The organism is Agromyces allii (assembly GCF_009749385.1).
Classification (GTDB): Bacteria; Actinomycetota; Actinomycetes; order Actinomycetales; family Microbacteriaceae; genus Agromyces; species Agromyces allii.
The window spans coordinates 235,873-257,935 of record NZ_WBIN01000007.1; the positions used below are offsets into that span (position 1 = coordinate 235,873).

At 70.7% G+C, this 22,063-nt stretch carries 21 protein-coding genes; 7 read left to right on the forward strand and 14 right to left on the reverse strand.

Annotation, left to right across the window (positions count from 1 at the left end; translation table 11 throughout):
* Positions 1-278 precede the first annotated feature (278 nt).
* Positions 279-1,415: an epoxide hydrolase family protein gene (locus GQR16_RS10870; protein ID WP_157415150.1), complete on the forward strand. Its 1,137-nt coding sequence runs from the start codon at positions 279-281 to the stop codon at positions 1,413-1,415.
* Positions 1,416-1,498: 83 nt separating this feature from the next.
* On the opposite strand, the gene GQR16_RS10875 is transcribed toward GQR16_RS10870, so the two are convergent.
* From GQR16_RS10875 to GQR16_RS10885, 3 genes are all read right to left on the reverse strand, one after another.
* Complete coding sequence (locus GQR16_RS10875; protein ID WP_281351385.1) at positions 1,499-2,185, reverse strand: NADPH-dependent F420 reductase; 687 nt, start codon at positions 2,183-2,185, stop codon at positions 1,499-1,501.
* 72 nt (positions 2,186-2,257) lie between these two features.
* A complete protein-coding gene (locus GQR16_RS10880) occupies positions 2,258-3,580 on the reverse strand; it encodes an LLM class flavin-dependent oxidoreductase (protein ID WP_157415152.1) in 1,323 nt (440 codons plus the stop codon).
* Positions 3,577-5,082: an O-acetylhomoserine aminocarboxypropyltransferase/cysteine synthase family protein gene (locus tag GQR16_RS10885; RefSeq protein ID WP_157415153.1), complete on the reverse strand. Its 1,506-nt coding sequence runs from the start codon at positions 5,080-5,082 to the stop codon at positions 3,577-3,579. Before GQR16_RS10885 ends, GQR16_RS10880 begins: the two co-directional genes overlap by 4 nt.
* Positions 5,083-5,361: 279 nt before the next feature.
* Here GQR16_RS10885 and GQR16_RS10890 point away from each other — a divergent pair, with 279 nt between their 5' ends.
* The 3 genes from GQR16_RS10890 (at position 5,362) to GQR16_RS10900 (ending at position 6,620) form a co-directional block, all read left to right on the forward strand.
* Positions 5,362-5,589, forward strand: coding sequence for a hypothetical protein (locus tag GQR16_RS10890; RefSeq protein ID WP_157415154.1), 228 nt, complete (start codon positions 5,362-5,364; stop codon positions 5,587-5,589).
* A gap of 53 nt (positions 5,590-5,642) precedes the next feature.
* Complete coding sequence (locus tag GQR16_RS10895) at positions 5,643-6,095, forward strand: GNAT family N-acetyltransferase (RefSeq protein ID WP_157415155.1); 453 nt, start codon at positions 5,643-5,645, stop codon at positions 6,093-6,095.
* A 72-nt stretch (positions 6,096-6,167) separates the two neighbouring features.
* Complete coding sequence (locus tag GQR16_RS10900) at positions 6,168-6,620, forward strand: nuclear transport factor 2 family protein (RefSeq protein WP_170298464.1); 453 nt, start codon at positions 6,168-6,170, stop codon at positions 6,618-6,620.
* A 119-nt stretch (positions 6,621-6,739) separates the two neighbouring features.
* Here GQR16_RS10900 and GQR16_RS10905 read toward each other — a convergent pair whose 3' ends face one another.
* Both GQR16_RS10905 and GQR16_RS10910 read right to left on the reverse strand, forming a co-directional pair.
* Positions 6,740-7,252 carry a methylated-DNA--[protein]-cysteine S-methyltransferase gene (locus GQR16_RS10905; RefSeq protein ID WP_157415157.1) on the reverse strand — a complete coding sequence of 171 codons (513 nt, stop codon included), beginning with the start codon at positions 7,250-7,252 and terminating at the stop codon, positions 6,740-6,742.
* Between the two features lie 107 nt (positions 7,253-7,359).
* Entirely contained in the window at positions 7,360-8,076 is a 717-nt protein-coding gene (locus GQR16_RS10910) for a hypothetical protein (RefSeq protein ID WP_157415158.1), read from the reverse strand.
* A 171-nt stretch (positions 8,077-8,247) separates the two neighbouring features.
* Between GQR16_RS10910 and GQR16_RS10915 the strand changes: the two genes are divergently transcribed.
* From GQR16_RS10915 to GQR16_RS10925, 3 genes are all read left to right on the forward strand, one after another.
* The gene (locus tag GQR16_RS10915; RefSeq protein ID WP_157415159.1) at positions 8,248-8,799 is read left to right on the forward strand and encodes a hypothetical protein; all 552 of its coding nucleotides are present in this window, start codon (positions 8,248-8,250) and stop codon (positions 8,797-8,799) included.
* Entirely contained in the window at positions 8,775-9,638 is an 864-nt protein-coding gene (locus tag GQR16_RS10920; RefSeq protein ID WP_157415160.1) for a PKD domain-containing protein, read from the forward strand. Before GQR16_RS10915 ends, GQR16_RS10920 begins: the two co-directional genes overlap by 25 nt.
* A gap of 358 nt (positions 9,639-9,996) precedes the next feature.
* Positions 9,997-12,438: a cellulase family glycosylhydrolase gene (locus GQR16_RS10925; RefSeq protein WP_157415161.1), complete on the forward strand. Its 2,442-nt coding sequence runs from the start codon at positions 9,997-9,999 to the stop codon at positions 12,436-12,438.
* Positions 12,439-12,492: 54 nt separating this feature from the next.
* On the opposite strand, the gene GQR16_RS10930 is transcribed toward GQR16_RS10925, so the two are convergent.
* From GQR16_RS10930 to GQR16_RS10970, 9 genes are all read right to left on the reverse strand, one after another.
* A complete protein-coding gene (locus tag GQR16_RS10930; protein ID WP_157415162.1) occupies positions 12,493-13,308 on the reverse strand; it encodes an SDR family oxidoreductase in 816 nt (271 codons plus the stop codon).
* The gene (locus GQR16_RS10935) at positions 13,305-14,111 is read right to left on the reverse strand and encodes an IclR family transcriptional regulator (RefSeq protein ID WP_157415163.1); all 807 of its coding nucleotides are present in this window, start codon (positions 14,109-14,111) and stop codon (positions 13,305-13,307) included. Before GQR16_RS10935 ends, GQR16_RS10930 begins: the two co-directional genes overlap by 4 nt.
* Positions 14,112-14,240: 129 nt before the next feature.
* Positions 14,241-15,074: a 5-dehydro-4-deoxy-D-glucuronate isomerase gene (gene kduI, locus GQR16_RS10940; protein ID WP_157415164.1), complete on the reverse strand. Its 834-nt coding sequence runs from the start codon at positions 15,072-15,074 to the stop codon at positions 14,241-14,243.
* Positions 15,075-15,087: 13 nt separating this feature from the next.
* Positions 15,088-16,050, reverse strand: a complete 963-nt coding sequence (locus GQR16_RS10945; protein ID WP_157415165.1) for a 2-hydroxyacid dehydrogenase — start codon at positions 16,048-16,050, stop codon at positions 15,088-15,090.
* Positions 16,051-16,226: 176 nt separating this feature from the next.
* The gene (locus tag GQR16_RS10950) at positions 16,227-17,324 is read right to left on the reverse strand and encodes an extracellular solute-binding protein (RefSeq protein WP_157415166.1); all 1,098 of its coding nucleotides are present in this window, start codon (positions 17,322-17,324) and stop codon (positions 16,227-16,229) included.
* 209 nt (positions 17,325-17,533) lie between these two features.
* Positions 17,534-18,700, reverse strand: coding sequence for an ABC transporter ATP-binding protein (locus tag GQR16_RS10955; protein WP_157415167.1), 1,167 nt, complete (start codon positions 18,698-18,700; stop codon positions 17,534-17,536).
* Complete coding sequence (locus GQR16_RS10960; RefSeq protein ID WP_157415168.1) at positions 18,697-20,475, reverse strand: ABC transporter permease subunit; 1,779 nt, start codon at positions 20,473-20,475, stop codon at positions 18,697-18,699. Before GQR16_RS10960 ends, GQR16_RS10955 begins: the two co-directional genes overlap by 4 nt.
* Positions 20,476-20,528: 53 nt before the next feature.
* Positions 20,529-20,960: a cupin domain-containing protein gene (locus tag GQR16_RS10965; RefSeq protein WP_157415169.1), complete on the reverse strand. Its 432-nt coding sequence runs from the start codon at positions 20,958-20,960 to the stop codon at positions 20,529-20,531.
* Complete coding sequence (locus tag GQR16_RS10970) at positions 20,957-22,036, reverse strand: C-terminal binding protein (RefSeq protein ID WP_157415170.1); 1,080 nt, start codon at positions 22,034-22,036, stop codon at positions 20,957-20,959. Before GQR16_RS10970 ends, GQR16_RS10965 begins: the two co-directional genes overlap by 4 nt.
* Between the last annotated feature and the right edge of the window lie 27 nt (positions 22,037-22,063).

Genomic DNA, 22,063 nt, shown 5'->3' on the forward strand with positions numbered 1-22,063 from the left:
CGCCAGGGCACCAGGGGTGCGTGACCGACGTCGGGTCCCGCTCGCGGCTCCGACGCCGAAAGCGAGTGTCGGTATGCATTCGAAGCTATACGTCTCGCGGGGTTCGGGAAGGCGCTTTCGTGACCCCAGAAGGGGGCAATCCGAGCGCTTCCCGTCCGTATTCACGGCGAAGCCGCCCCGACGGGCTCAGCAGGTTAGCCGCGGCATCCGCGAACCTGCTCATCGGGTTTCCATGCCGTGCCGCCGGAGGTGTCGGTGGCGGCGAGTAGGTTCGGCGCATGACCGATCCGCAGCGGTCCTCAGTGCAGCCGTTCGAACTGCACGTCGCCGACGAGGTGCTCGACGACCTGCGCGCTCGGCTCGAGCGAAGCCGGCTGCTCGCCGATTCCCCGCGCAAGCCGGCGTCGGGCCTGAGCGCGGGCTACCTGCGCGAACTCGTCGACGCCTGGCTCGCCTGGGACTGGCGCGCCCGCGAGGCGTGGTTGAACGCGCACCCGCAGTTCATCGCGCAGATCGACGACACCGCCCTCCACTTCGCCCACCTGCGTTCCGACCGCGCCGGCGCGCCTGCGCTGCTCGTCATGCACGGCTGGCCGCACACGTTCGCGCTGCAACTCGACTTCGCCGACCGGTTGCCCGACTTCGACGTCGTCGTCGCGAGCCTGCCCGGCTTCGCGTTCTCGTCGCCCTACGCCGACGGCCCGATGAGCGAGACCCGCATCGCCGCGACCATGCACGCCCTGATGACCGAGGTGCTCGGCTACGAGCGGTACTTCACGTACGGCGAAGACGTCACCGCGAACGTCAGCGACCTCATCGCCGCGAGCTACCCCGACCAGGTCGCGGGCATCATGGCGACGCACGCGCACTTCCCGAACGGCGCCGAGCGCGCCGCGCTCACCGACCCCGACGAGATCGCGTTCTTCGCGGGCATCGCGGCGTTCCACGAGGAGCACGGCGCCTACGGTCACGTGCAGTCGACCAGGCCCGACACGCTCGCCGTTGCGCTCAACGACTCCCCCGTCGGCCTCCTCGCCTGGCTGGCCGAGAAACTCGTCGAGTGGAGCGACACGCCTCCCGGCGATCCGTCGGCGGTCGAGCAGCGCATCTCGCGCGAGCGCATCCTCACCGAGGCGATGATCTACTGGATCACGCAGTCGATCGGCACCTCGTTCCGCCCCTACTCCGAGGGCGCCGACCAGCCGGACCCCATCCCGCCGGCCACGGTGCCCGCCGTCGTGTACATCCAGCGCCACGAGTCGGCCTACCCCGAGTCGCTCGCGCGTCGGCACTACCTCGACCTGCGCGACTTCGCCCGCCTCGACGAAGGCGGGCACTTCACGGCCGCCGAGGTGCCCGAGGCGCTCGCCCAGCGCCTGCGCGCGTTCGCGACCTCCCTCGGCGCCCTCGACTGACGGCCTCCGCCGATCGAAGCCGCCTGCCGACGCGAAAGCGGCGACCCCCGGCATCCGGGAGTCGCCGCTCGATGTGCTCCGGGTTACGCGGCGGCAGCGCCCGTGCGCACGCCCTTGGCGAGGTTCGCGACGAGCTCCTCGCGGTTCTGCACGACGACGTAGGCGGGCTGGTCGCGCTCGACGCGCCAGCTGTCGGCGAGCGGGCCCACGTTCACGGTGTCGAAGCCGAAACGGTCGTACAGGTCGGTGACGAGCTGCGCGGCATCCGCGAAGTCGCTCGAGGTCGCGAGCGCCCGACGGCCGGGCGTGCCGGCGGGAGTGCCGGTCGTCGTGATGTCGGCGGCGGCGATGTGGTTGAAGCCCTTGGCGACGCGGCTGGTGGGCAGGTGCTGCTGCAGCAGGCCGCTGACGGTGTCGAGGCCCTCGTCGAGCACGTCGATGCGGCCGTCGCGCTCCCAGTAGTAGTTGTTCGTGTCGATGACGATCTTGCCGGCGAGCGGCTCGACCGGCACGGCCTCGTAGGCCTTGAACGGCACGGTCACGACGGCGAAGTCCGCTGCCGCGGCCGCCTCGGCGGGGGTCGCAGCACGGGCGTTGGGGCCCAGCTCGTCGACGAGCTCGGCGAGGGTCTCAGGGCCGCGCGAGTTCGAGATGACGACCTCGTACCCGTTCGCCACGGCCGCGCGTGCGACCTGGCTGCCGATGTGTCCTGCTCCGATGATTCCGATCGTTGTCATGGTGTGGGACAACGGATGCCGCGCCGCGGGCATTCCCGATTCGCGTTGCAGATTGCAACAATCTGCAACACAGTGCGGTCGGGCGGCCGGCGATCGGCGACGCGGCTAGAAGTCGCGCAGGTTGCCCTGGATGCCACCGCCGCCGAACTCGTTGCGCAGCACGCCCCGGCGGCGCAGGATCGGCACGAGCTCGTCGAGATACTTGTGCACCGTGACGGGGTGCAGATCGCCCGAGAAGATGAAGCCGTCGTTGTCGGCCTCCTCGCCGAACTCCTCGATGAAGTCGGCGACCTGCTCGGCGGTGCCGACGAAGCCCGCGTGGTCGCTGATGCGCCCCTTGCGCGCCTTGGCCACGAGCAGTTCGCGCAGCGTGGCATCCGCGAAGCTCGGCGCGGTCTTGCCGAGCAGGCCCTTGATCGTGCCCTGCGACACGTGGTCGCCGAAGATCGACGGGTCGAGCGGCTGGTCGAGCGGCAGCCCGGTGAGGTCGGTCTCGAGGTCGCTCGACTGGCCCTCGAGGATGGCGGAGAGCACATCGTCGCTCGGGTCGAGCGAGGCGGCCACGACCCGGTCGACCTCCTCTTGGCTCGAGACGATCTCGGGCTTGAACACGAACAGCGTCTTGACGGCGTCGGCCGGGCGGCCGTGCGCGAGCGAGGCGTCGATGATCTTCTGCCGGTAGGCGCGCACGACGTCGAGGTCGAGCGGCGCGTACGCGAGCTGCACGTCGGAGTGCGTACCGGCGAACGCGAGCCCCTTCGGGGACCCGCCGGGCGAGACGATCGCCGGGTCGCCGTCGGTGAACGGGATCGCGTTCAGCGGGCCCGGCACGTCGAAGAACTCGCCCGTGAAGCGGCTCTCGCGGATCTTCGACCCGTCGGCGAAGCGCCCGGTCTCGACATCCTCGATGAGCGCGCCGTCGTCCCAGCTGTGCCACAGGCCGCGCACCGCGGTGAGCCATTCGCTCGCACGGTCGTAGGCCTGGTCGTGCGACACGGGCGGCAGGCCGTTGTGACGCGTGCTCGAGACATCCGTCACCACGTTGATGCCGACGCGGTGCCCGCTCAGGTGGTGCAGCGACGCGAACTGGCGCGCTGCGAGGTAGGGCGGCCAGATGCCGGCGTTGACCGTGGGCGCGACGCCGATGTGCTGGGTCGCGGCGAGCAGGTACGGCGTGAGCGCGACGGGATCGTGCTTGGGCCCGCCGTAGGCCTTGCGCACGCGCAGCTCGATGGTGTCGGGCGTGCCGATCGAGGGGCCGTCCTCGATGATGACGAGGTCGAGCCCCGCCTGCTCGAGCTCGCGCACCGACTGCTGGTAGAGGTGCGGCTCGGTCCAGCGGTAGTTCCACTGATAGGACGGATGCCCCCACCCCTGCGGACCGAATCCGCGGGAGAAGAACCAGCCGAAGTGCTGCAGGCGGGTCATCGGGTGCTCCCTTCGAGCAGTGGGGCGGATGCCGCAGGCCGGCGCTCCTGCGTCGCCGACCGCGTCGATCCGGTCGATCGAGTCGATCGAGTCGATCGCAGTGCGGCGAGACCTCGCTCAAGGTCGCGCACGAGGTCTTCGGGTTCTTCGAGTCCGACCGAGAGGCGCAGGAGCCCGCCCGAGATGCGGCCGCGGGCGCGGGTCTCGTCGTCGAGGTGGGCATGCGTGGTCGTCGCCGGATGCAGGATCAGCGAGCGTGTGTCGCCGATATGGCTCATGCGGCTGAACAGGTCGACCGCGTCGTAGAACGCCTCGGCACTCGGCTCGCCGCCGTCGAGCACGAACGAGAGCACGGCTCCCTGGCCGCGCGGCAGGTACCGCTCGGCGAGGTCGTGCGACGGGCTCGAGGGCAGGCCGGCGTAGTTGACCGAGAGCACCTCGGGCTGGTCTTCGAGCCACGCGGCGAGCGCGGCGGCGGTCGAGGACTGGCGGCCGACGCGCAGCGAGAGCGTCTCGATGCCCTGCTGGATCAGGAACGCGTTGAACGGCGAGAGCACCGGGCCGAAGAGGGCGCCCGTGACACCGCGGATGTACGCCGTGTAGGCGCCCGCGCCGTGGGCTTCGAGGTAGCTCGCGCCCTGCAGGCCGGTGTCGGGCTCGGTCAGGTGCTGGAAGGCGCCCGGCGTGGCCGACCAGTCGAAGGTTCCGGCGTCGATGACGACGCCGCCGAGCGCGGCGCCGTGGCCCGAGAGGAACTTGCTCGCGGAGTGCACGACGAGGTCGGCGCCGTGCTCGATCGGGCGCACGAGGTAGGGCGTGGCGAGCGTGTTGTCGACGATGAACGGCACGCCAGCGGCCTGCGCGACCTCGGAGACGCCCGACAGGTCGATGACGTCGTTCGTGGGGTTCGCGATGGACTCGGCGTAGAGCGCGCGCGTGTTCGGGCGGATGCGGCGGCGCCACTCGTCGAGGTCGCGGGCGTCGTCGACGAACTCGACCTCGATGCCGAACCGGCCGAAGCCCTGCGTGAAGAGCGAGCGCGTGCCCGAGTAGACGCTCTGCGCCGAGAGCACGTGGTCGCCGGCCTTGGCGATGGCGAGCACGGCGACCGTGAGGGCCGCCTGTCCGCTGGCGACGACGACCGCGTCTCGGCCGCGCTCGAGTTCGGCGAGCTTGCGCTCGAGCGCCGAGTTCGTGGGGTTGCCGGCACGTGTGTAGACGTAGCCCTGGTCGTCGCCCGCGAACCGGTCGCGCGCCTGGGCGAAGTTGTCGAAGCGGAACCCGGCGCTCAGGTAGATCGGCGTGATGCGGGCCCCGAACGCGGCCTCGTCGTGCTCGCCGGCGTGCACCTGCTGCGTGGCGAATCCCGGCTCGTGGGCGAGGCCGTGGGCGGGGAAGCCGTGCGCGGGGAAGCCGTGCGTGGCGAAGCCGTCGTCGTGCGCGGCGTAGCCGGGGTGGGATGCGGCGAAGCCCGGCTCGTCGTGCGCTGGTCGGATTGGCATGCCCAATCTTCGGTCGCGCGTTCGCCGGCGTCGAATGGAATGCGACGCGCGATGTCACCGGCGGTCACGCGCCGTCACGTTCGGCCGCCGGTCGAGGAGGGCGCCCCGCGCCCGTATCGAGACCCGCTCCGCGCCGCACCCGCGGATCGAGGAGGCGCGCCGGTGCCCTCTCGAGGCCCGCCCGCGACATCCGCCCACCCTGGTGGAGCCTCTTGCCGCCGGCCCCCTCGCGCGGGAGAGTGGAGGCACGCGCTGGATCGCGCGGCGACGGATGGAGCAATGATGACCAACCCCGACAAGACCCCCGATTCCTACAGCGAGGCCGACACCGTCGGAGATCCCGGCGACTACACCGAGACCGACTTCGGCGACGGCAAGGAGAAGCCGAACGTCGGAGAGGGCGAGTACACCGAGACCGACTTCGGCGACGGCGCGCAGCCGCCCACCGGCGGCAAGGGCGAGTACACCGAGAGCGACCTCGGCAAGGGCGGGAAGCACGCCAAGTAGGGCGTCGCTCCGGCCGATTTCGTCGAGGCGCGGCAGGCTGGCACGCTTGCCGGATGCACGCCGCGCTGACGATCCGACCGAGCCTCCCGATCGATGCCGAGTACGTCGTCGCGCTCAAGGAGCGCACGATGCGTGCAGATCTCGAGCGCCTCGGCCGCTGGGCTTCCGATCGGTCGCGCGCCCGAGTGCTCGCGGCGTTCTCGATCGAGCACACGCGCATCATCGAGCTCGACGGCGAGCCGATCGGCAGCATCTCGCTTCGCCCGGCGGCTGACGGCCGGTGGCTGGAGCTCTTCTACCTCGAGCCGTCGATGCAGGGGCGCGGCCTCGGGTCGACCGTGCTCGAACGCGTGCTCGCTGAGCCGGGCGACGGACTGTTGCGACTCGATGTGCTGCAGGGCAGCCGGGCGCGGGCGCTCTACGAGCGGCACGGGTTCGTGTTCGAGTCCGAGGACGAGATCGACGTCTTCCTGGTGCGCCATCCGGCGCCGGCCCCGCTGACGTAGGCGGGGCAGTCGCGCGCTGCAGGGTGCGCGGCGTCCTGCCCCGCCACGATGTCCGCTGCTAGCGTGTGCCGCATGTCCGCTTCCGTGCAGCACCTCGTCGAGTCGATGCTGGCCGGCGTCGAGGCGCTCGACGTCGAGGCCGCGACCGCAGCCATGTCCGACGACATCGTGCTCTACGACCCGCACTACCCGTATCCCGACATGGTCGGAATCGAGGCGGTGCGCGAGGGTCTCGCGTGGGCGTTCACGCAGATGGCGAGCATGCGCTTCGACATCGATCGGTGGTTCTTCGGTGCCGACGGCACGTCGACCGTCATCGAGACCTCGACGCACCACGTGCTGAAGCTGGGTTCGAAGCACCTCGATTTCCCGCAGGTGTTCGTCATCGACTCCGACGGCGAGCGCATCACGAAGATGCGCGCCTACGAGCCCTATGGCCCGCACGGTTCGACGGGCTTCGGCCTCGGCATCGGTCACCGCGTCTACCGCCTCACACACCGCCGCCCCAGCAGCCGCCGGCCGTAGCCGAGCCGCTTTCGGAACGGATGCCGCGGCATCCGCCCTCAGACCGGCGAATCGCGACCGGCGACCGGCACACGTTCGCGTTCCGGGCCGGCCTCTTCGACACCGCCCGCACTCGTGCGTCAGAACAAGCGGGCCTGCGCGACGACCGGTGCGCCCTCGAGCTCGAGCAGGAACCGCTTGCGCTCGAGCCCGCCCGCATAGCCCGTGAGCGATCCGTCGGCGCCGACCACGCGGTGGCAGGGCACGACGATGCTGATCGGATTGCGTCCGACGGCGTTGCCGACCCGCCGCGCGAGGTTGCGGTCGCCGAGCCGGGCGGCGAGTTCACCGTAGGTCACCGTCTCGCCGAACGGGATCTCGCGCAGCATCGCCCACACCGCATGCTGGAACTCGTCGCCGGTCGGCGCTAGCGGCATGTCGAAGGTCGTGCGCTCCCCCGCGAGGAACTCGGCGAGCTGCACGCCGAACGCGACGACGACCGGGTCGGACGCAGCGTCGACCTCGACCCCGAGGCTGTCCGCCGGCAACGGATGCCAGTGCCCTTCGAACGTGATGCCAGCGAGCGCGTCCCCGTCGGCGACGACGAGCAGCTCGCCGAGCGCGGTCGGCAGGTACGCGTGTCGCCTGGTCATGACTCAATGATCGCGCCCTGCGGGTCGGCCTCGGCCGTTCCCGGCAGCGGGAATCGGACTTGGTGCCCGGGATGCGTGCAACTTCGCAACTCTGCAACCGTCCGTGCTCAGCAGAACGGCTCGCCGACCCAGGTGAGTATCGACGTCAGCTGCAAGCGGCGCGGCTCCTCGGCGGTCGAAACCGCGGAGGCGGCGAACTCGCGCCGCACTGTGGCGAGCGGAGGCTCGGTCGCGGTATCGACGCGGCAGAACGCGAAGTTCACGATGGCCCCGTGCGCATCCTCCGTGCGCCGCACGATGAACGCATTCTCGACATCGACTCGGACCCCGTCCGTCGTCGATCCGAACATCTCCGAGGCGAGGAGCTGTCGGACATCCAGCCCCATCGGAGGCACCGGGATGCTGTTCAGATCTCCAACGTCGGGGTCTCCGTCGCGGGCGACGGAGTGACGCTCGTCGAGGTACTCCTCGAGCGTCGCCACCGCAACGGCGAGTGCATCCTCGTCGTCGGCGAAATATCCGTCGACCAGTTCGACATAGGCCGCATCGCTCCCGCTCGTGACCGTGAGGCCGTCATCGTACTCATCTACGACGGATGCCGGCCGCTCGGCCGGACGAAGGACGGGTGCGGGCACGCAGCCGGACAGGAGGACGGCGAGCAGGGCGGCCGCCGCCGCGCTGACGCGAAGTCGGCGGCCCGGGATCGCGGATTCACAAGACATGCGCAGAACGTATTCACTGCCGCCCGCACGATTCCGTCGCTCGCGAGAACCGCCCGTCGCCGGGTCAGCGTGCCGGACTGTGGAGGAGCAGTCGAACTGCACGCGGGCCGCGTACCTGCCGCTCTCACGAAGCGACGACCCCGCGTGCCGACCGGACTCCGTGCCCGGGATTCATGCAACTTGGCAACTTTGCAACAGCTCGGCGGTCGTGGCCTCCCACCGGGTGTGGACAGCCGAATCGGCCCCGCGCCGCACCCGCCTATGGTGGTCACCATGCCCATCCCCCGTGCGCGTCACCTCGCGCTCGTCGCTACCGCCGCAGCGCTTGCACTCGCTTTGAGCGCGTGCAGCGCTGACGCCGAGCCGACCCCATCGGCAAGCCCCGCCCCGACCGAGGCGGCGCCGATCTTCGCGTCCGACGAGGAGGCACTCGCGGCCGCGGTTGCCGCGTACGATCGCTACCTTGATGTCACGCAACAGATCGGCGAGGACGGTGGGGCTAACGCCGAGCGCATCCTTGAGGTGGCTACCCAGGACTACGCAAATCAAGAGATTCCGAACTACGAGAGTCTCGCTCAGCACGAGTACCGTGTGGTCGGTCGCGGGACTATCGATGCACCGAGATTGATGGAGCGGTCAGGGTCGGTCGTACGTATCTACGGTTGCGTCGGCGTCGGCACAACTCGAGTGCTCGATGCGTCAGGTGTAGACATCACTTCATCGGAGCGTCCGACTACCATCCCGCTCCAACTCTCCTTTGAAGCAAAGAATGACACTTTGCTTGTCGCTGACAGTGACGTATGGTCCGGGGACGATTTCTGCTAACGACCGGCGTCGCCCTTCTGCTCACGGCGACGCTGGTTTCAGCCCCAACCGCGGCGGTTGCTTGTCCAATCTCAGAGATCATCGCAGGAGGGTGCGGAACCGACTCTGGCGCTGAAGTCGGTGAGGGCAAGGCCGACCTCTGGGCCATCGACCATTCGTCCGCTCCCGGTGCCGGTTCCGGCGATTCGAAAGCGGGCGACGCCACCGAGACGATCGACGAAATCGGCAACTTCGAAAAGCCTGTCCGGATCCCGGACCCATGGACCGAGGTGTGCCAGGCCGGGCACGTCGAGTGCGTCGACGTTCCCGTCCCGACGGGACCTCCAGTGGCGCAGGCTCCCGGGGTTGCGCCGACCGTGGTGACGCTGCGAGATATCGCGTCCTTCCGTCCGGCGGTGCCGGGCAACGACATGGAACCGGGCGGGTGGGCCGTGACGGGGCTTCCGGCGAACTTCGTCGCCGCGGCATCCGCCCAGATCGTGACGGGCACGCTGCTCGGTCAACCGGCCGACGTGCGCTTCACGCCCGTCGGCTACCGCTGGACGCACAGCGACGGCGGTTCGGTCACCAGCGCCGGCCCGGGTGCGACGTGGGCCGAACTCGGCAAGCGGGAGTTCACCCCGACGGACACGAGCCACGTCTACGTCGCATCGGGCGAGTACACCGTGACCCTCGAGGTGGCGCTCGAGGCGGAGTACCGATTCGCCGGATCCGGCTGGCTCCCCATCGCCGGCACGCTCAGCGTCGCCAGCGACCCGCGCACCGTGGTGGTCGGCGAGATCGATACCGTCCTCACGCGGGGCGATTGCCTCGCCTCGCCACGCGATCCGGGCTGCTGACCCGCACCACCCCGGCACTCCGGCACTCCGGCACTCCGGCACCCCGGCACTCCGGCACTCCGGCACTCCGGCACCGCATCTTGCGGCGGATGCCACCGTCCGGCGCGCACGTCAGACGCTGAGCGTGTCGACGACCGAGACACCGACAGAGGCCGCGGCGGTTGCAAAAGTCGTTCGTCGAAGGTCGCGAGTTGCGAGCCGGGAACATGGCGTGAAGAGCCGGTCCGGGCGCTCGGCCCGAGGCATCCCGGCGATCTCCGAAGGTCACAACTGGGTCACTTGTCCCACTCAGCCATTGACCGGAGCGAGCGCAGTCCCGATGCTGATCTGACCCGAACCCCCGTCACGATGGAGTGTCATGCGTCAGGCCCGCCGTCCGATCGTCGCTGTCGCCGCGACATCCGCACTCCTCCTGCTTCAGGCGGTGATCGATCCGACCGGGCTCCTCGCACTCGTCGGCTGGCCGGGTGGCCTACCGCTGGTGGAGCTCGGCTGGCCAGTCGCGCGATATCTCGTGTTCGTGCCGGTCATGCTGGCGGTCGTGTGGTGGGCGGCCGTACGGGCCGGCGACCGCTTCTGGACGATGACCGCGGGGGCCGTGCTCGCGGCCCTGCTCGCGCAGGCGGCGGGGTGCTTCGCGATGGCCGGCGACATCGCACTCGCGGCGTGGGCGGGCGGCTTCATCACGGCGAAGGCCGTGCCGTCGGCGCTCATCGTGGCCGCCGTCGTGCGATTCGCGGGCGGCCCGCGCGACCTCCGCGTTCACAGACGCGGCTCGGTGTGGCCCGGCGCGATCGCGTTCGGCGCCATGGCGCCGCTGCTCGCCGGCACCTGGTGGACGGGCGCCGCGTACGCTCCGCTCATCCCGTCACCGCGCGCCGACTCGGGCCCCGTGCTCATGCTCGTCGCGGTCGCACTGCTCGTCGGCGCGGGCTGGATCAGCCTTCGCTGGATGCGCCGACGCGTGCGCGGCTTCCTCGGCGTCTGGCTCGCCGCGCTCGTCGCGGGCGGCCTGTTCGGCCTCGCGCAGTCGCTCATCGGGCTCGTCGTCGACGACGGCTTCGCGGGCGACCTGTGGCCCCTGTTGGCCGCATACCTCCACGTCGCCGACGGCCTCGCGTTCGGCGCCTGCACGGGCTGGATCGTCGCCGTGGTCGCACTCGTCGCCGACCGCGTTCAGGCGAAGCGCACGGTCGCGGATGCCGCGGCGGGCACCCCCGAGGCATCCGCACCGTCCGAAGCCACGACGCCCGAAGCCGCAAGGCCCGCGAAGGTCGTCGCCGCGGCCGGCATCGCCGTGGCCGTGATCGCGGTGACCGCGCTGGCCGCATCGCTCGTCACGGCAGCGTCGGACCCGGCGACCGCGAGCGCAGCCGGCCGCCCCGCGACATCCGCCCCCGCCGAATTCCTGCGCGTCGACCACGGCCGCATCGCCGACGGCGACGGACACCAGGTGCTGCTGCGCGGCGTCAACGTGAACCAGCTCGTCGACTTCTACCAGGCGCGCCCCGAGGTGCCGGTCACGCGCCCGCTCACCGAGGCCGACTTCGCCGACATGGCGTCGTACGGGTTCAACGTGGTGCGCCTGAACCTCTCGTGGTCGGCGCTCGAGCCGGTGCAGGGCGAACTCGACGCCGCCTACCTCGGCACGGTGAAGCGGGCGGTCGGGTGGGCGAAGGCGCACGGCATCCGCACCGTGCTCGACATGCACCAGGACGGGTGGTCGAACGCGGCGACCGCCGAGGGCACCGAGTGCCGCCCGGGCACCGACCCGATGTGGGGATACGACGGCGCACCCGAGTGGGCGACGCGGTTCGACGGCGCCCCGCGCTGCTCGTTCACGGGCCGCGACATCTCCCCCGCTGGCGACCGGGCCTTCGAGCACTTCTACTTCGACACCGACGGCGTGCAGCAGGCGCTCGTGCGCACATGGGGCGAGCTCGCGGGCGAGTTCCGCGACGAGCCGGCGGTCGCGGGCTTCGACCTGCTCAACGAGCCCGGTTTCGGTGAGACGGCGCCCGTCACGACGTCACTGAAGCTCGGCGAGTTCTCGGATGCCGCGATCGACGCCATCCGCGAGGCCGGCGCTCCCCAGATCGTGTTCGTCGAGCCGAGCATCCTCTGGTCGGGTCTCGGCATCGACAGCGGGCCCTCGCTCGGCTTCACCGACGACCCGAACGTCGTGTTCTCGCCGCACCTGTACGCCGAGTCGATCACGATGGACCGTTCGCTCGGCATCCCGACGATCGTCAGCACCGAACGGCAGTTCGAGCTCGCCCAGCGCGTGGCCGACGAGCACGGCATGCCGATGTGGTCGGGCGAGTACGGCTACTGGGGCGACGCGGCCTCCATCGGCTCGCGCCTCACCCGGTACGCCGCCGAGGAGGACCGGCGCATGCAGGGCAGCGCGTACTGGGTGTGGAAGCAGTCGTGCGGCGACCCGCAGAACGGCATCGGCGAGTTCGGCATCGGGCTCGTGCCCGAGGACTGCGCGACCGGTGACGACGCGCCGCGCAACGAGCAGCTCCTCGGCATCCTGAGCCGCGCCTACCCGCAGGCGGCCCCCGGCACGCTCACGAGCCTCAGTGCGGGTGTCGCGGGCGACGACGGCGGGCGGATGTCGCTCACGGGCGTCGTCGACGGGCCCACGTGCGGGCTGACGGTGTGGGTTCCGGGTTCGGCCGAGCCGACGATCGCCGACTCGAGCGGGCTGACCCGTCTCGAGGTCGAGCCGCAGCCCGGCGGATGGGTCGTCACGGCGTGCGCCGAGGGGGCGTACGCGCTGGCGACCGAGGGGTGACGGGTGTCGGCTGACGGTTGACGCCGCGATGTCCGTCGGCTGGCTCGGGAGAGCTCAGCGTCCGAGCCAGCCCCCGTCGACGGGCAGCACGACGCCGTGCACGTAGGCCGCGTCGGCTGAGGCGAGGAACGCCGCAGCGCCCGCGATGTCGTCGGGCGTGGCCCAGCGCGCGGCGGGGATGCGCTCCGAGATCTGGCGGAAACGCACCGGGTCGGCCTGCAGGGCCTCGTTCATGTCGGTCGCGACGTAGCCAGGGGCGACGGCGTTGACGTTCACGCCATGCGCGGCCCACTCGTTCGCGAGCGCCTTCGTGAGCTGGGCGATGCCGCCCTTGCTCGCCGCGTAGCCGGGCACCGTGAGCCCCCCTTGGAAGCTCAGCAGCGAGGCGACGAACACGACCTTGCCGCTACCGCGCTCGACCATGCCACGTCCGAGTTCGCGCGCGAGGATGAACGGCGAGCGCAGGTTCACGCCGAGCACGGCGTCCCAGTCGTCGGTCGGATGCTCCGCGGCGGGCGCCCGGCGGTTGATGCCGGCGGCCTGCACGAGCACGTCGGGCGTTCCGTGACGCTCGGTGATCTGCGCCGCGAGGTCGAGTGCGGCATCCGGATCGGCGAGGTCGGCGGCGAGCGGATCGAAGCGGCGGCCGAGCGCTGCGACCTCTGCCGCGACATCCGTGAGGCCCTCGATCGAGGAGCCGACCCCGACGAGGTCGAAGCCGTCGCGGGCGAACCGCAGGGCGATCGCGCGCCCGATGCCGCGGCTCGCGCCGGTCACGACCGCGAGCCGCGTGACGCCGACCGTGCCGGAATCGGCACCGGAATCGGAACCGGCAGCCGCAACCGCGGCAGCCCCGGCCGCACCGCTCACGACGCCCTCCGCGGCGCCCCCATCGAGGCGGAGATCTCGGCGGCCGTCTCGACGATGTGCGCGCCGAGTTCGTCGGCCGCCTCGGGGAGCACGCGCGTGGCGGGGCCGGCGATGCTGACCGCGGCGATCGCGCGGCCCTGGAAGTCGAAGACCGGCGCGGCGAAGCCCCTGATGCCCTCGCGGTTCTCCTGGTTGTCGATCGCGAAGCCGCGCTCGCGCGTGGCGGCGAGGTCAGTGGCGAGATCGGCCTCGGTCACGAGCGTGTGCGCCGTGCGTGGTTCGAGGTGGCGCGAGATGTGCGCATCGCGGGATTCGTCGGGCGTCCACGCGAGGATCGCCTTGCCGATCGCGGTGGCGTACGCCGGCACCGAGGCGCCGACGCGGCTGAACACGCGCACGGGGTGCGGGCTGTCGACGAGCTCGATGTAGACCACGTCGGTGCCGCTCAGCACGCCGAGGTGCGCGGTCTCCTGCGTGCGCTCGACGAGGCTGCGCATCGACGGCAGCGCGGCGGCGCGCAGGTCGAGGCGGTCGAGGTACTCCGATCCGAGCTGCACGTTCGCGACGCCGAGCGTGTAGACGCCGAGCTCGTCGTCGTAGCGCAGGAACTGCCGCGCCTCGAGCGTGCGCAGGATGCGCAGCGTCGTCGGCTTGGAATACCCGAGGATCGAGCTGCACGCCGCGAGCGTGAGCCCGGGCGGCGGGCTCTCGGCGATCTGCAGCAGCACCTGGAGTGCGCGGTCCACGCTCTGCGTGCCGGCCGTGGCTCCGGCGTCGCGCCGGCTCTCCGACGTGTCGACCATCGAGGCATCCCTTTCGGTATTCAGTGGTGAGCGGATGTCGCAGGGTGGGTGGTGCCCCTACGCTAGCGGCAGCCCGTGGCGGGCCGCGCGGGCGATCCCGGCCGGCCCGGAGGCCGGGCCGGCCGGCGATCACCCGAGCGCGGTGACCGGGATCTGGTCCATGTCGGTGAACGACTGGTTCTCGCCGGCCATGACCCACACGAACGCGTAGTTCGTCGTGCCCGAGCCGAAGTGCACCGACCAGCTCGGCGAGATGACGGCGTCGCGATCCTGGAGCACGAGCGTGCGCGTGTCGTCGGGCTCGCCCATGACGTGCTGGATGCGGTGCCCCTCGGGCAGGCCGAAGTAGAGGTAGACCTCGGTGCGGCGGTCGTGCGTGTGCGGCGGCATGCTGTTCCACACGCTGCCGGGCTCGAGCGAGGTGATGCCGAGCACGAGCTGGTCGCTGCGCACGCCGTCGGCGTGGATGTGCTTGTGCACCGTGCGGCGGTTGGCCGTCGCGGCGTCGCCCGTCTGGGTCGTGTTCGCGTCCTGCAGGCGCACGAGCTTGGTGGGGTGGCCGCCGAACGAGAGCGCGGAGGCCAGGTAGAACGCGGCCTCGGCGCCGTCGGCGCCTGCGGCGAAGGTCACGCTGCGCGTGCCCTGGCCCACGTAGAGCACGTCGCGGTGCTCGAGCGTGTACTCGACGCCGTCGACGGTGACGGTTCCCGACGTGCCGATCTGCACGACCGCGAGTTCGCGGCGCTCGCAGAACCGCTCGGTGCGGAGTTCGGCGGGAGCCTCGAGCTCGATCGGCGAACCGGCGAGCGGCACGACGCCGCCGATGACCATGCGGTCCTCGTGCGTGTAGACGAGCACCTGCTCGCCGGGCACGAAGAGCTGGTCGGCGACGAAGCGCTCGCGCAGGGCGGCCTTGGGCAGCCCACCGACGTCGGCGGGGTGTGAGGCGTGTCGGATCTGCATGTGGTGCTCCAGTTCAGTGGATGACGTTGGTCGGTCGGCCCGCGGCGAACGCGAGGATGTTCTCGGCGGCGAGCCGGAACACTTCGTCGGCCTCGTTCGTGTGGAACCCGATGTGCGGGGTGAGCACGGCGTTGCTCGAGATCGAGGGCAGGCCGTCGACGGCCGGCGGCTCCTCGGTGAAGACGTCGATGCCGGCGCCGAACATGCGTCCCGCGGCGAGCAACTCGTCGAGCGCCTCGCCGTCGACGACCTCGGCACGCGCGGTGTTGACGAAGATCGCGTCGGCGCGAAGGCGCTCGAGCAGGTCGCGGCTCACGAGCTTGTCGGTCTCGGGCGAGTGCGTCAGGTGCACCGAGACCACGCGGGAGGTCGCGACGAGCTCCTCGAGGCTCACCTGCTCGGCGCCCAGCTCGGCACTGCGCTCGGGGTCGACGGTGCGGCTCCAGTAGACGGGCTCCATGCCGAGTCCCTTCGCGAGCCGGATGACGCGGCCGCCGATCGCGCCGGCGCCGATCACGCCGATGCGCTCACCGGCGAGCTTCGCGCCCTGGTGCTTCGCCCAGCCGCCCGAGCGCACGATGCCGTCGCCCTCGACGATGCGGCGCGCGACCGCGAACATGAGCGCGATCGCGTGCTCGGCGACGCTCTGGCTCGCGAAGTCGGGCACGTTCGTGACGGCGACGCCGGCGCGCTCGGCCTCAGCCATGTCGACGAAGCGACGAGCGCCCGTGCCGACGAAGCTCACGAGCTTCAGGCTCGGGTTCTGCTCGAGCAGGCCTGCGGGCAGGGGGCCCTGGTCGCCGATGACGTAGAGCGCGTCGAATCCGCGGGCGGCCGCGATGGCGTCGTCGGGGCGGTCGAACCGGCCGCCCTCGATCCACGCGAACTCGTGGCCCGCGGCGCGCAGCGGCGCCACGACGTCGCGCTCGACGATCTCGCGGTACTGGGCTTCGGTGTCGATGCAGACGATGCGCATCAGGGCGGCTCCTTCGTGTGTCCGGCGGTGGTCAGGTGGTTCAGGTCTTCGTGGTGCGGATGTCTCGTCGTGCAGGTCGTGCAGGCGGTGCGGGCCGCACGAGGCGACCCGGGGGTTCAGCCGAGCGGGTGCCGCGGCCGACGTACGGCCGGCCGCGGCATCCGCTCAGCCGTTGATCACTCGCCCAGCCAGCGGTTGAACTGGTCGAGCACGGCGTCGATGTTCTCGGAGTAGTAGCCGACGTCCTGCTTGATCGAGTTCGTGACGTTGTCGCCGATGGGTAGGAACTGCTGCACGTCGTCGGGGAACGACGAGGGCTCGAGGCCGATGACCGAAGCCGGGATGGGCGTCGGCACCTTGCTCGCGAACGCGATCTGGCCGTCGGTGTTCTCGATGACGTTCGCGAGCAGCTGCTGCGCGGCGGCCGCGTTCGGGGCGTCGGCCGGGATCGACCACACCGAGTTCGAGTAGCCGGCCTCGTTCCAGGTGATGGAGGCCGGGAAGCCGTTCTCGGAGGCCGCGACGAACGCGCGGTTCGCCCAGAGGATGCCGATGTCGCACGACCCGTTCTCGAACGACTCGATCGACTGGGCGCCGCTGGTCCACCAGGTGATGTCACTCTTGATCTCGTCGAGCTTGCCGAGCGCGCGGTCGACGTCGAGCGGGTAGAGCTCGTCGGGCGCGACGCCGTCGGCGAGCAGGGCAGCCTCGAGGGTCCAGCCGTACTGCGGGTTGTTGAAGAAGCAGCGCTTGCCGGGGAACGTGTCGAGGTCCCACAGGTCGGCCATCTCCGACGGCTTCTCGTCGGGGTAGGCCTCGTCGTCCCACGTGAGCACCATGCCGAACGTGCCGACCTCGATGCCGTAGTCGCTGTAGGTGCCCTCGACGAGCTTGTCGACGGGCACGATCGAGGTGTCGATCTTCGCGAGGTAGCCCTCGTCGGCGGCCTTCTCGGCGTCGTTCACGGTGGGCAGGAAGGCGAGGCTCCACGGCACCTGGCCGGCTTCGGAGGCGGCGAAGAACTTCGTCGCGGCCTCGTTGTAGTCGTCGGTGACCGTCACGCCGGTGTCGGCGGTGAAGTCGGCGAACAGGGTCGAGTTCAGCTCCTCCCAGACCTGGCCGCCGCTGGTGTCGTAGAAGAGGATGTCGCCGCTGATGGCGCCGTCCTCCGACGGGGCGCTGGTGCCTTCGGAAGAACACGAGGTGAGGGCGATCGCCGAGGCGATCGTCGCGGCTCCTGCGAACAGGAGGCGGTGACGACGGATGGTTCTCATTGCTGCTCCTAGATTTCTCGTGACGCTGGGGTGGTGCTCGGGCTGTGATGCGGTGCTGGTGATGCTCTGCCGTGGTGCGGTGGTGCCGTTCTGGTGCGGGTGGCGACCTGTGGTGCGTGGTGCCGAAGGTGCTGCGGGAAGGGTCGAGGGGCGGATGCCGCGGCGCGGCGTCAGCGGCTGGTGCGTGTCTGGGCGCTAGGCCGCGGGCGTTAGGCCTTCGGCTCCGGCTCGGCCGCCACGAGGGCGACCTCGCCGGGCCGCACGAGCAGCGACACGTGGTCTCCGACCGCGGGCGCGGGTGCGGCCGGATCGAGGTCGACCGAGCACGCGATGCCCGAGGCGTCGAGGTGGATGCTGCGGCGCTGGCCGAGGAAGCGCACCTCGGTGATGACCGCGCCCGCGAGCCGGGTGAGTCCGGCGGGCACGGGCGTGGCGGCGCCGGCCGCGCCGAGCACGAGCTGCTCGGGGCGTACCGAGCACACGACGTCGTCACCCATGATGGCCGGGTTGGCGCGAGCGACGAGGTCGTGGTCGCCGACCCGCACGGTCGCGGTGCTGCCGTCACTGCTGACGAGGCTTCCTGGGAACAGGTTCGTCTTGCCGAGGAACTTCGCGACGAAGAGATCCTTCGGCTCGCGGTAGAGCTGCTCGGGCGTGCCGAGCTGGCAGATTCGGCCGTCGCGCATGACGCCCATGCGGTCGGAGAGGATGAACGCCTCCTCCTGGTCGTGCGTGACGTAGACGGCGGTCGTGTTCGACTCCTGCTGGATGCGTCGAACCTCGGCGCCGAGCTCCTCGCGGAGTCCGCGGTCGAGGGCGCCGAGCGGCTCGTCGAGCAGCAGCACGCGCGGGTTCTGCGCGAGCGCGCGGCCCAGCGCGACGCGCTGCTGCTGGCCGCCGCTGAGCTGGGCGGGGTATCGGTCGCCGAACCCGCCGAGTGCGACGAGGTCGACCATCTCGGCGACGCGGGCGGCGCGCTTCGCGCCCGGCATCTTGCGCACCTTCAGGCCGTACTCGATGTTCTCGGCGACCGTCAGGTGCGGGAACAGGGCGTAGTTCTGGAAGACGAACCCGATGTCGCGCTTCTGGGTGGGCGTGCGCGTGACATCCGTGCCGTCGATGTGAAGCGTGCCGCGCGCGGGGTCGAGCAGGCCCGCGATGATGCGGAGCAGGGTCGTCTTGCCCGAGCCGCTCGGGCCGAGCAGGGTGAAGAACTCGCCGGCGTGCACGTGCAGGTCGGTGTCGGCGAGGGCTGGCACGCCGTTGTAGTCGAGGCCGATGTCGGAGACGACGACCTCGCCCCGGCGTTCGCCCGAGAGCCCGGGTGCGGTGGTGGCGTCGGCGCCGCGTGTGCGGCGGGCGGTCGAGAGGGTCATGGCTTCTCCTGTCGGGCCGAGAGTTGGGCCGTTCGGCGGCTGGTCGCACGGCTGGTCACGCTGCGCACGACCACGATGGCCACGACGACGAGCACGAGCAGCGAGGCGACGGCGGGCACCGTGGGAACGATGCCGCTCTCGAGGTACTTGTAGATCGTGACGGGCAGGGTCTTGGTCGGGCCGGTCTGGATGAAGAGCGCGAGCACGACCTCGTCCCACGAGGTGACGAACGCGATCGCGAAGGCGCCGATGACGCTCGGCATGATGCCGCGCACGACGATGGTCCAGAAGGCTCTGGCCCGCGAGGCGCCGAGGGTCCAGGCGGCGGCTTCGATGCCGCGGTCGGCCGAGCTCATGGCCGCGACGATGAGCGCGTAGCTGAGCGGCGCCGCGATGATCGTGTGGGCGAGGATCAGGCCGATCACCGAGCCCGTGAGGCCGAGCTTCAGCTGCACGTCGAACATGCCGATCGCGAGCAGGATGGCCGGGGTCACGATGGGCGCGAACGCGAGTCCGCCGATGACCGCCTTCCACGTGGTCGAGGTCATGCGGCTCGTCACCCTCGCGAGAATGAGCGCCATGCCGACCGAGAGCGCCGCGGTGCCGGTCGCCACGATGATGCTCTGCCAGATGGGGCCGAGCCACGCCTGGCTCGTGAACACCTCGCCGAACCAGCGCAGGGTGAACCCGCGCGGCGGGAAGACGACCGTTCCGGTCTCGCCGACCGCGAGCGGGAAGACGAAGAGCACCGGAATGACGAGGAACGCGATCGTGATGAAGCTCACCACCGCCGAGACGGCCATCCACGGCGACCAGCGGAACGGCAGCGAGGTGCTGACGCCCTTGGCCTGCGACGGACCGATGCCGCCGGGCTGGAAGCTGCCGGCCACCTTCACGACGCCGACGTAGCAGATGATCGTCGCGATGAGCAGGAGGATGCCCATGGCGCTCGCGATGCCCCACTGGTACACGTCGATCTGCTGCTGGATGTAGACCGAGATCGTCTGCTCCTGCGGTCCGCCGAGAATCGCCGGCACGAGGAAGAAGCTGAGCCCGAGGATGAACACGAGCAGCGCGCCGCTCACGAGCGATCCGCGCACCATGGGCAGGTAGACGGTGAAGAACGTGCGCACCGACGAAGCCCCGAGCGTGCGGGCCGCGAGCACGAGGTTGTCGTCGACCGAGGTCATGCCCGCGTAGAGCACGAGCACCATGTAGGGCAGCAGGTACATGACCGTGCCGACGAGCGTGCCCGCCTGGGTGTAGAGGAGCGAGGTCTCGCCGAACCCGAGCGCGAGGCTCAACTGGTTGACGATGCCGTTCGGGCTGAGGATCGACGTGACCGCGAAGAGTCGAACGACGATCGAGACCCAGAACGGCACGAGGATCAGCAGGAGCAGCAGGCCCGCGGTGCGCTTCGAGAGCCGCGAGATGAAGTACGCGGTCGGGAACCCGAGCAGCACGGTGAGCAGCGTCGAGTTGATCGCGAGCAGCACCGTGCGCCACTCGATGCGCAGCAGGAAGTCGTCGATGAAGATCTTCTGGTAGTTCGAGAAGTCGATCACGGGCGCCGCGGCGTCGAACTTGCCGTCGGGGCTGAGCGAGCGCAGCAGCACGCTGACGACGGGCCAGACGAAGAAGACCAGGTAGATCGCGACGACGGGGGCGAGCAGTGCGATGCGCCCGGCGATGGTGCCGATGCGTCGCCGGATGACGGGGGCGGCGTTGATCGCCAGGGGGGTCGTGGGGGTCGGGGCGTCCGTCGTCGCGGTCATGTCAGCTCCTCTCGTTCATGATTTTGAAACACCGTACCGAAATCTGATTTCGGTCAGATGTCGGCGGTGTTCCGTTGGGTTTCGGATGCCTCGGAGGAGGCTGCGGCGGGGGTTTCCGTAGCGGCAGCCGGCACCGCGTCGAAGATCGTGTAGACCTTGCGCACCGTCGCGGAGACCCGCCAGGTGCCGGTCCAGCCGGGTTCGAGCACGAGCACCGAGCCGGGCGCGATGCGCGTGACCGACCCGTCGGCGTGCGTGATCGAGCCCTCCCCCGAGAGGAACTGCATGACCTCGCCGCTCGTGGGCTTGGCCGAGGCGAACTCCCCGGGCGTGACCTCCCAGACGCCGATCTCGAGCCCGTCGCGCACGGCGAGCACGTGCTCGGCGGTCTGCGGGTCGCCCGCGAGCACCCGGGCGGGTGCCCCGGTCGGCTCGAGCGCGAGGTCGCGCAGTTCTGCGGGCGTGTAGTCGGCGGCGAGGCTCATGAGTGCTCCAGGGTGGGGACGGCGGTGGCGGCGGTGGCTTCGGTGGTGACGGATGCCGCGTGGCGGCCGGCTGCGGATGATGCGGCGGCAGCGACATCCGCGAGCTGCTGACGGTTGACGAGCGAGGGGATGTCGCGCCCGCGCAGCACCGCCGCGCAGCGTTCGGCGAGGCGCGCGCGCAGGCGCTGCTCGGAGGCCTCGGAGTACCACGCGAGGTGGTTCGTGATGATCGCGTTGGGCGCGGCGAGCAGCGGGTCGTCGGCCGCGGGCGGCTCGGTCTCGAGCACGTCGAGGGCGGCGAACGCGAGGCGCCCGTCGTGCAGGGCCGCGGCGAGCGCGGCGCCGTCGACGAGTCCGCCGCGCGAGACGTTCACGAGCGTCGCGGTCGGCTTCATGCGCGCGATCGCGTCGGCGCCGATGAGGTGATGCGTGGCCGCGCTGAGCGGAAGGTGCAGGCTCACGACGTCGCCCTCGGCGAGCGCGGTGTCGAGGTCGACGAGCTCGACACCCTCGATCGCGCCGGCGTACGGGTCGTGCGCGATGATGCGCCCGACGAACGGACGCATGAGGCGAATCACCTCGCGCCCGATGCGCCCCACCCCGATGAGCGAGAGCGTCGCCGTCGACAGCGGCGCGATGGGCCGCAGCTGCGCCCAGTCGGCCCACTCGCCGCGGCGCACGAGCGCGTCAGCGGCGGTGATGCGCCGGTTCGCGTCGAGCATGAGCGCGGCCGCGTGCGTCGCGACCTCCTCCTCGCAGTAGTCGGGCACGTTCACCACGGCGATCCCCCGAGCGGATGCCGCGGCCAGATCGATCGTGTCGACCCCCACGCCGTACCGGCCGATGACCTTCCACGTGGGGTTCGCGTCCATGACCTCGGCCGTGATGTCGGCGTACTGCACGAGCACGCCGTCGGCGGGGGACGGAGTGTCGCCCGTCGCGCGCTCGTCTCGAGCATCGCGCACGCTGACACCGACGGATGCCGCAGCCGCCGACTCGACGTCGACGCTGCCGTACGACGAGTCGAGCACCTCGAGCAGCGGCGTCACGCCACCCTGTTCCGAACCACCGGTCACTCGTCACCACTCCCTCGTCGTTGCGAT